At 47.9% G+C, this 8,922-nt stretch carries 9 protein-coding genes; 4 read left to right on the top strand and 5 right to left on the bottom strand.

From position 1 onward, the window contains the following. Positions 1–53: 53 nt before the first annotated feature. From J6U00_RS11810 to J6U00_RS11800, 3 genes are read right to left on the bottom strand one after another with little or no spacing between them, the layout of a single operon-like run. On the bottom strand, positions 54–713 hold the full coding sequence (locus J6U00_RS11810) for a sigma-70 family RNA polymerase sigma factor (protein ID WP_296582093.1): 660 nt from the start codon (positions 711–713) through the stop codon (positions 54–56). Next, on the bottom strand, positions 703–1,140 hold the full coding sequence (spoIIAB, locus tag J6U00_RS11805) for an anti-sigma F factor (protein WP_296582091.1): 438 nt from the start codon (positions 1,138–1,140) through the stop codon (positions 703–705). Before spoIIAB ends, J6U00_RS11810 begins: the two co-directional genes overlap by 11 nt. A 12-nt stretch (positions 1,141–1,152) precedes the next feature. Continuing rightward, positions 1,153–1,458 carry an STAS domain-containing protein gene (locus J6U00_RS11800; protein WP_296582088.1) on the bottom strand — a complete coding sequence of 102 codons (306 nt, stop codon included), beginning with the start codon at positions 1,456–1,458 and terminating at the stop codon, positions 1,153–1,155. Between the two features lie 197 nt (positions 1,459–1,655). On the opposite strand from J6U00_RS11800, the gene J6U00_RS11795 reads away from it, so the two are divergent. Together J6U00_RS11795 and J6U00_RS11790 are read left to right on the top strand one after the other, a co-directional pair. Continuing rightward, complete coding sequence (locus tag J6U00_RS11795) at positions 1,656–2,495, top strand: EFR1 family ferrodoxin (RefSeq protein WP_296582086.1); 840 nt, start codon at positions 1,656–1,658, stop codon at positions 2,493–2,495. Beyond that, a complete protein-coding gene (locus J6U00_RS11790; RefSeq protein WP_296582084.1) occupies positions 2,488–3,081 on the top strand; it encodes a flavin reductase family protein in 594 nt (197 codons plus the stop codon). The genes J6U00_RS11795 and J6U00_RS11790 overlap by 8 nt, the downstream gene beginning before the upstream one ends. On the opposite strand, the gene J6U00_RS11785 is transcribed toward J6U00_RS11790, so the two are convergent. Beyond that, a complete protein-coding gene (locus J6U00_RS11785) occupies positions 3,073–3,411 on the bottom strand; it encodes a hypothetical protein (RefSeq protein ID WP_296582082.1) in 339 nt (112 codons plus the stop codon). The two genes, J6U00_RS11790 and J6U00_RS11785, sit on opposite strands and share 9 nt — an antisense overlap. Positions 3,412–3,574: 163 nt before the next feature. Between J6U00_RS11785 and J6U00_RS11780 the strand changes: the two genes are divergently transcribed. Both J6U00_RS11780 and J6U00_RS11775 read left to right on the top strand, forming a co-directional pair. Further along, the gene (locus J6U00_RS11780; RefSeq protein ID WP_296582080.1) at positions 3,575–6,205 is read left to right on the top strand and encodes a transglycosylase domain-containing protein; all 2,631 of its coding nucleotides are present in this window, start codon (positions 3,575–3,577) and stop codon (positions 6,203–6,205) included. A 14-nt stretch (positions 6,206–6,219) separates the two neighbouring features. After that, positions 6,220–7,335, top strand: a complete 1,116-nt coding sequence (locus tag J6U00_RS11775; protein WP_296582079.1) for a class I SAM-dependent RNA methyltransferase — start codon at positions 6,220–6,222, stop codon at positions 7,333–7,335. A gap of 480 nt (positions 7,336–7,815) precedes the next feature. On the opposite strand, the gene J6U00_RS11770 is transcribed toward J6U00_RS11775, so the two are convergent. After that, the coding region (locus J6U00_RS11770) for a dockerin type I domain-containing protein (protein WP_296582077.1) at positions 7,816–8,922 on the bottom strand (1,107 nt) is incomplete at its 5' end.

Genomic DNA, 8,922 nt, shown 5'->3' with positions numbered 1-8,922 from the left:
TTCGATAATTTCCGCAATAAAATATACTTTTTTACCAAGGAATGAATGGCAGGTTAGCTGAGTAGCTCCTCCCTCATCTGCATCAGAAGCTTCTTTTCACGCCGGGACACCTGTACCTGCGTCATTCCGAGAGCCCTTGCGGTCTTTGTCTGGGTGAGCCCCCTGAAATAACGGAGCTCAAGAAGGGCCCGGTCGGTAGGCTCCAGCTCCGTCATTATCTGTCTCAGGGCAATCAAGTCTGTTATGCTCTCGTCAGGAGCTTCAACAGGAATATCCGTCTGTCCTTCCTCGTCGTCCCCAGAGGTGAGGGATACCGTGGGCTGACATACGCAAAGAGCCTCAGATACCGTAGACTCGCTCTCTCCTGACAGAGCTGCAAGCTCAGCCACCGTGGGCTCTCTCATCTCCTTCTGCCGGAAGCTCTCGCACATCCGCTGCAAGCGTAGTGAAAGTTCCTTCAAACTCCGGCTTACCCTTACGGAGCCACCGTCTCGAAAGAGTCGCTTTATCTCGCCGAGTATGACAGGTACAGCGTAAGTCGAGAACCTCACTCCCCTGCCGCTGTCAAAGGCTTTGACGGCTTTAAGCAGCCCAATACAGCCAGCTGAGAACAGATCGTCGTACTCTATTCCGCGTCCCCGGAAGCGGTTCGCACAGAGGTGGACGAGCCCAAGATTATCCTCGGCGGCAGGATTTTTCACCTCAGTCCCCATGGGCGGAGAGCCTCTTTCTCATAGTTATCGTGGTGCCCTTTCCGGGAGCGCTCCGCACCGAGAGCCTATCCATAAAGGTCTGCATTACCGAAAATCCCAGCCCCGAGCGCTCTTCCTCGGGAGCTGTGGTGAAAAGAGGCTCCATTGCTTGCTCTATATTTGCAATTCCGCAGCCCTTGTCCCTTATCCTTATGTATACCGTCCTCTCCGGGAGTAGCCGCACAGTCAACTCAATATCTCCACTGCAGTTTCTATAACCATGTACTATAGCGTTGGTCACTGCCTCTGACACCGCCGTACGTATGTCCGAAAGCTCTTCTATCGTAGGGTCTTCCTGTATCAGAAATGACGACACCACCGCTCGTGCAACTGCCTCGTTCACAGAGAGGGACGGCATTCTGAACCTTATCTCGTTGAGTATTTCCATTTTATTTCTCCTTTACCGTATTTTTACTATTCTTTCAATGCCCGAAAGCTTCATGACGCGCTTTATATATGGCTGAGGATTCAGCACCTCCAGCTTTCCCCCGCACTCCCTGAGCAGCTTGAATCGCCCCATGATAAGTCCTATACCGGAGCTGTCCATGAATGTTATGCCACCAAAGTCTATGGCAAGCTCCCGAGGCTGCGCCGTCACGATAAAGCGGTCAAGCTCCTCTCGCAGCTCCTTTGCGTTATGATGGTCAATTTCACCGCTGAGCTTTGCGACTGCAGTGCCGTTCTCGTTCTTTATATCTATTTTCATTGCTTCTCCTCCTTTTCACTGTGCCTTTCAGCCTTTTCATGCCATATTATACCACCTCAGCTCTGCGAAATATGCCGAAATCTGCCAGAGGGCTGAAATTTGCGAAAAAGATTGAAAATCTCCCTTAATAATGGTATAATTATATTGATACACAAAACGTTTGACCGCTTTTTGTATATGTGATTGGAGAGAGATCTATGGTTTTATATTTTTCAGCGACTGGTAACACCCAGTTCATCGCTACGGAGCTTGCAGAAAAGCTCGGCGACGAGTGCGTTGATCTGCTGGACAGGATAAAAAGAAGCGACCTGTCCGAGATACGCTCGGAAAAGCCGTTCATAGTATGTGCTCCGGTGTATGTATGTGAGATGCCGCGTTTTCTTAGCAAGTACCTTAAAAGGCTTAAACTCTCAGGCAATAGGAAAGTTTACTTCATTGCCAACAGCGCAGGCTATTCAGGTATTACAGGCTACCTTGCAAAAAGGCTGTTTAGGAAGAAAAAAATGGAGTACATGGGGCATACCGAGATCATTATGCCCCGAAACTACTTCCTCGGACGCTATCCCCCGCAGACAAGCGACGAGATAAAAAAGAGGCTGCTGAGCGCATGCGACAGGCTCGACGAGACTGCTGACCTGATTAAGCGCGGCGAAAGGCTCCGCGGACGTCATATCTTCATGTTTGAAAAGCTGATAACGATACCCTTCAATCCCGTGTGGACAAAATACAAAATGCCCACAAAGGATTTCTTCGCCACGGATAAGTGCGTGAGCTGTGGAAAGTGCGAAAAGCTCTGTCCCCTGAACAATATATCTATCAGGGACAAAAAGCCCGTATGGGGTAACAGTTGTTCACACTGTATGGCGTGCGTGGGAAACTGCCCTGCCGACGCTATAGAATATGGCAGCGCAACGAAGGAAAAAGGCAAGTACAGCTTCAGGAAATACAGGCATTTCCTTAATGAAAGAAAGCACGGTGAGGCTGAAAAGAGCTTCAGTGTAAACAAGAATATACCCAAAAGGAGAAACAATGGCTAAGCAATTCTGGAAGGGCAGCACTCTGCTCGCTCCCGTTCCCGCAGCTCTCGTTACCTGCGGAACTGACGAAAAACCTAACGTGCTCACCATAGGCTGGACAGGAATAGTATGTACAAGACCGCCTATGACCTATATATCAGTGCGCCCCGAAAGGTATTCACACGATATAATCAAAAGCTCGGGAGAATTCGTTATAAACCTCACTACCTCCGCTATGTGCCGTGAGACCGACCTCTGCGGCGTCAAAAGCGGAAAGGATACGGATAAATTCGCACTCTGCGGTCTACATACCGCTCCTGCACAGAAGGTTGCTCCCCCCCTTATCGAGGAATGTCCCCTGAGCCTTGAATGTAGAGTCACTGAGGAAAAGCTCCTCGGCTCTCACACCATGTTCCTTGCGGAAATAGTTGGCATAGACGCCGACGAAAGATTCATCGACAGTAAGGGGAAGCTCAACCTCCAGCAGTGCGGTCTAATGGTTTTCGCCCACGGCGAGTACTTCGCCCTCGGAAGGAAACTGGGCGACTTCGGCTTCTCTGTTAGGAAGAAGAAAAAGCACCGCAGACCTCCTCAGAACTCACGATGAGATATCCTCGATGAACTGCCTCAATTCTTTCTCGCTGGATATATATATTCCCTCGGAAAGCGCCTCCCGGTCGTAGTCCGACAACAAGGACAGCTCCACGTCTATGAGAAGATATGGCTTTTCCTCGCCATTTCTAAAAACCGCAGCCCTTCCCCCGCTCTCGCGAACGATGAAGCCCTGCCTTCCCTCGTGGACCGCAGCCGCTGCGAGCCGGGTCTCAACCCGCTTCCTGTGCACCTCCTGACCGAGGGTGCAGACTACGAGAAATACTGCTATAACAGCCGCAGTTACAAGCGTAAAATATATCCTTTTTGCGCTCCTGTATGTCATTTTATCACTCCCTTGCCGAAATATCCTTATTTAGTATCGCCCCTTTTTTCTATATTATACAAATTGCCGATTTTTTCAGAAAAGTCTTAACATTTGACGTGATACGTGATATAATGTATAATGTATATTTATATACAGACATATATAATTTTTGAAAGGAGCTTTGCCGTTCACAGCGGCTATTCTGACAACAATGAACGATAAGAATTTTCCCACTTCCCGCCACCTTGAAGCGGCGGATCAAGAAGTGTATAATCTACCACAGAAAAAGAAGAAAAAGAAAAAACGCAGCAAGATACTCAGGGTATTCAAGAAGCTGATATCAGTAATAACAGCCACTCTGCTTTCCCTTACCCTGGTTATCATAATAACAGGTACTATCGTAAGTACTGCCCTTACCGTCTATGTACTCAAATTCATGGACGACTCCACTACAGTAACTCTTCAGGATCTTGAATCTGGAAGCAACACCTATATCTACGCAGAGGTAAAGGACGAAAACGGAAACGATCAACTGGAAATGGTGCGAGAATTCACAGTAGGTATGCAGCGTATACCTGTCTCTATCGACAGGATACCGCAACACGTTAGGGACGCTTTCGTATATACCGAAGACGAGCGTTTCTACGTTCATGAGGGCGTTGACTATAAGCGTACCTTCTCCGCCTTCCTCAATATGTTCCTCCACTTCTACGACACCGAGCAGGGTGGTTCCACCATCACGCAGCAGTTGGTAAAAAATCTATCAGGCGACGACGAGCACTCTCCGCAGCGTAAGATACGTGAAATATTCTCGGCTATGCAACTAGAAAAGTCCTACTCCAAGGACGAGATACTTGAGGAATACCTTAACTATATCGGCTTCGGCGGTCCTATAAACGGAATACAAACAGCTTCTCTGGAATATTTTGGAAAAAGCGTTGACGAGTTATCCATACCCGAGGCAGCTGTACTTGCGGCTATACCAAAGAGCCCTGAGGAATACGGTCCACAGGTTGAGTATCGTCAGGACGACAACGACCTTACGTCTCCTATAGTTGTAGACGGCAAAGCTAACAACAAACCCCGTCAGGAATACGTTCTTTACCAGATGTACGATAACGGATCTATCAGCTACGACGAGTATCAGGAGTATATGGTCGCTCCTCTTATCTTCACCGACTCAGACGAGTATAAGGCTCTCCATCCTGAATCAGAGCTTGAAGACCTTAAGAACAAGGAAGAAGCCTACAGCTGGGTACTGGACAATATCCTCCTTGAGGCAAGAGATTGGTTCGCAGAGACATATGATCTTGACGAAGATACCGCTCTCGAAAAGATATACAAGGGCGGCTATAAGATATATACCAAGTATGACAAGAAAATGCAGACCTACGTTGAGGACAGGCTCAGCAATGTTGACAACGTACTAGGTGAGTTCTTATATCCCTATCAGTACAACAAGACCGTCGACCTCAAGCCCTTCGGCAATCCTGACGGAGTTCCTGAGGAATATTCTGCCCATGTTGCCTTCGTCGCTATAAACTATCAGGGCGAGGTCCTCTGTGCAGTTGGAAATACCGGTGAGAAAAAAGGCTCTCTTGTTACGAACTACGCCTGCAAAAAGGACAACGGACGTCAGGTAGGTTCTACTATCAAGCCTATCGCCGGTTACGGCTACGCCATCGAATCCGGCAAGTTCCACTGGGGCTCTGCCATAAAGGATTCCGGAGTAATGATAGTCGACGGTGAATGGTGGCCTAAGAACTACGGCGGTTTACAGGGTGGCGGCGGATACGTTCAGCTCTGGGACGGTCTTCGTCAGTCAAAAAATACTATCTCGGCTCAGCTTGTTCATCAGCTGGGACCGGAGGAAGTATATGACTTCACTACAGAAAAGCTCGGTCTCAGAATGGACAAGGTTGAAAGAGGACTTGAATCTCCTCTCGTACTCGGCGCTTTAACACACGGTACAACTCTTGAAAACCTCGTAAACGCATATCTACCCTACGGAAATCAGGGTATGCAGTACGACGCTCACTTCATAACAAAGATAGAGGACAGCAATCAACAGGTGATCTATCAGAATGACGGCAATCCGAGACGCGCTGTCTCTGACGAGACAGCCTACGTTATGAACCGTCTTATGAAAAACGTTGTAGGCGTAGGCGGTACGGCTCCCGAAGCTGTTCTTCCCAACAAGGTCGTTGTAGGAAAGACCGGTACTACTCAGGACTTCGCTGACGAGTGTTTCGTAGGTCTTACACCTGACTTTGCAAGCGGAATAACCGTTGGCTTTGAATATATCAGTCCCTACCTTGAACTGCCAAACATGGTAATCTCGGCAAAGACATGGCGCAGCGTCATAGGCAATTACATTATCGAGAACTATGGCGATACCGCTTACGACTTCGAGAAGGTAAGCTCCGTTATCGAGGCTCCGATGTGTTCTAGCACCGGCAAGATAGCAGGCTCCTACTGCCCGAAGAGCAGCATTATCGGTTACTGGAAATCACAGGTAACGGATAATTACTCTCCTCCGTACTGCAATGGAGGCCATGCTTCACAGGCTACCACACAGACAACAACAAGTGCAGCTGACGGTACCTCAGGCGGATCAGCAGGAGGCAACGCTTCAGGCGGAGCTGCGACAGGCGGCGACGCAGGAGGCGCAGCAGCAGGCGGCGATGCTTCAGGCGGGGCTGCAGCAGGCGGCGATGCAGGAGGCGCAGCAGCTGCAGGCGGTGACGCAGGAGGCGCAGCAGCTGCAGGCGGTGACGCAGGCGGTGCAGCAAGCGGATTTGCTGAATATTGATAAAAGGTGATATTTTGAGCAATAACATCAGATTATGCTGTCCATGCCACTTTGGCCTGGAAAGCGTGTTAAAATATGAGATTCAGAAAATAGGCGGAACTGACCTCAGGGTCAGCGACGGAAAAATAAGCTTCACGGGCGACGGAAATATCCTCGCCCGTGCTAATATCTGCCTTTCTACGGCAGAAAGAGTATTCATAGAGCTCATTGAGTTCAAAGCGACGACCTTCGAGGAGCTGTTTCAGGGCGTAAGAGCTGCAGAACTGGAACGCTATATCGGCCCGAAGGACGCATTCCCTGTCAAGGGATATTCACTGAACTCTGCTCTGCACAGCGTTCCCGACTGTCAGTCCATAGTAAAAAAGGCTGCGGTAGAACGCCTTAGCTCCAAATACGGCATAAATTGGTTTGAGGAGACGGGTCCAACAGTGCAGATAAAGTTCAGTATACTGAAAGACGTTGTTTCGCTCTATCTCGACACAAGCGGTGTGGGACTCCACAAGCGCGGATACAGGCGTAATTCAAACGCCGCTCCCATAAAGGAAACTCTGGCGGCAGGCATCGTTGACCTTGCAAGGGTGCGCTCCGATTCTGTAGTCTGTGACCCATTCTGCGGAAGCGGTACTCTCCTTATCGAAGCCGCTCTGAAAGCTCTCCGCATCGCTCCTGGGATAAACAGACGTTTCGCTGCTGAAAAGTGGAGCACCTTTGACAGCCGTGTATGGCAAGAGGAGCGCAAAAGAGCTATCGACAACGTTGACAAGACTGCAGAATTCCGTGGTATAGGTGCTGATATTGACGATGCAGCTGTTGCTCTGACCCTTGACAACGCTCATAAGGCAGGTATAAAGTCAAGAATGAAAATAGAACAGGCTGATATAACTCAGTTCGTTCAGCCGGAAGATTCGATCGTTATCTGCAATCCCCCCTACGGTGAAAGACTTCTCGAGCTACGGGAAGCTGAAGATATATACCGTAAAATGGGCAAGGTTCTTGGAAAAGGAGGCAGCAGACAGAGCTATATCATCTCTCCTCATGAGGAGTTTGAGAAGTTCTTCGGAACAGAGGCTCATAAGCGCCGCAAGCTCTACAACGGCATGATAAAATGTCAGCTATATATGTACTTTTAAGCTAAAAACAAAAGCATAACAGGCGTAAAGAATTGATCACTTATCTTCTTTACGCCTGTTTTATAATTATGTACTGAGAAGCGACGTATTCAAACCAAAGGTGAAAAATATTAGATATTCAGAGAAATGAAGGAAAATGAAACGAACAACGCTATAGATACCATAGTCCCTGCGCCAATGGCCACAGTAACATCCGCATACGCAGAATCAACCATTCAGCTATAATAGATTGTAAGCTCAGGCGTATAATACCCGGTATCTCCACGAATTTAAACCCCGTTGTAAAAATACACCCTGCTCACACTCAGAATGATCACAGAGACAGAAACGCACTTCCGATCGACGAACTATTTTCAACAGGCAGCACTCTACGCAAAGTCGCTGCCGCAATAAAAAAAGCAGGCGCTGCTTCCATACACTGCACCTGCTGCTACAAAACAATCTCCCACAAGGTCAACTTAGCCCTTGTGGGAGATATTTTTAACCTTTGCTTTTAATGAACTGCGTAAGCGTCATTGGTTCCTTTGTACCTGATACATAAGCATAATAAGCAAGTATGAGCGAAGCATCTACCGCGTCGATTATTCCGTCGCAATTAACATCTCCTGCTATTTCCTGCTCTGGCTTGAATGGCTCAGTCATGGTACTTTCGTCCTCATTATCGTCACTCATACCTGTTGAGCGCTTTGCATACTCCGCAAGTACCATTGAAGCGTCAACAGAATCTATAAACTTGTCGTTGTTTACATCTCCGAGAGCATAAGGAGGATTTTCAACTACTCTGATACTTCCTATGCTTACTCCCTTTGTAAAGATATATTCTGTCATGGCCTTTCCCGCATCATTGTTCTCAATGTTAGTGAAAAGCGGCTTTTCTCCGTACTTTGTAGGACCTATCTCAAATGTGTAGATATCTCCTACCTTACAGTCGCTGGGAAGTGTGAAATCAACAGTCCACATAAGACCGTCTTTACCAGAATTTGTACGTCCGGCAGTAACCAGAACTATAAAATCACCTGTATCTCCTGCCGAATGGCTGCTTGTCAACTTTGAGATAGCACTCTCGCCTACTGCTTCGCCTACCTTCATACGGTCATCGAAGTAAAGATAGATAAGACTATTGCAATAGAGCTGGTTTGCACCGTCAACATATATCTCCGCAGTCTGAGTCTTTGTACGTGCATCGTCAAGACAAACCTCTGTGTGGCTGAGGTGGAAAACAGGTTTTCCCTGAACAGCCGGAGGATATGTACTACTTGATGAGGTCGTTGTCATCACATCAAGAAGATACGTGTTCATACGCTTTGCGATAGTAGTTGTTGTTGTACTTACATTTGAAGCCTCCTGTGAAGGCTGAACAGTTGTTGTCTCAGCAACCGGAATTGTCTCAGTGCTGCTGACAGTGGTTAATGTTTCAGTTGAGGTGATTTCAGGAAGCGTTGTAGTCACCGTAGTAGTCTCAGTTGTTGTTTCAGGTTCTGTTGTTGTAGTCTCAGTTGTAGTCTCAGTTGTTGTTTCAGGTTCTGTTGTTGTAGTCTCAGTTGTAGTCTCGGTAGTTGTAGTTGTTGTGGTCTCCGTCGTTGTTGT

The sequence above is a fragment of the Ruminococcus sp. genome (genome assembly GCF_017650195.1).
Taxonomy (GTDB): domain Bacteria; phylum Bacillota; class Clostridia; order Oscillospirales; family Ruminococcaceae; genus Ruminococcus.
This window is presented reverse-complemented; position numbering and strand designations above follow the sequence as displayed.

Bases quoted from the DNA above. Each gene is read 5' to 3' on its own strand.
- J6U00_RS11790 (WP_296582084.1), top strand. From the start codon at position 2,488: ATGGCTAAGCAATTCTGGAAGGGCAGCACTCTGCTCGCTCCCGTTCCC.
- J6U00_RS11785 (WP_296582082.1), bottom strand. From the start codon at position 3,411: ATGACATACAGGAGCGCAAAAAGGATATATTTTACGCTTGTAACTGCG.
- spoIIAB (WP_296582091.1), bottom strand. From the start codon at position 1,140: ATGGAAATACTCAACGAGATAAGGTTCAGAATGCCGTCCCTCTCTGTG.
- J6U00_RS11795 (WP_296582086.1), top strand. From the start codon at position 1,656: ATGGTTTTATATTTTTCAGCGACTGGTAACACCCAGTTCATCGCTACG.
- J6U00_RS11800 (WP_296582088.1), bottom strand. From the start codon at position 1,458: ATGAAAATAGATATAAAGAACGAGAACGGCACTGCAGTCGCAAAGCTC.
- J6U00_RS11810 (WP_296582093.1), bottom strand. From the start codon at position 713: ATGGGGACTGAGGTGAAAAATCCTGCCGCCGAGGATAATCTTGGGCTC.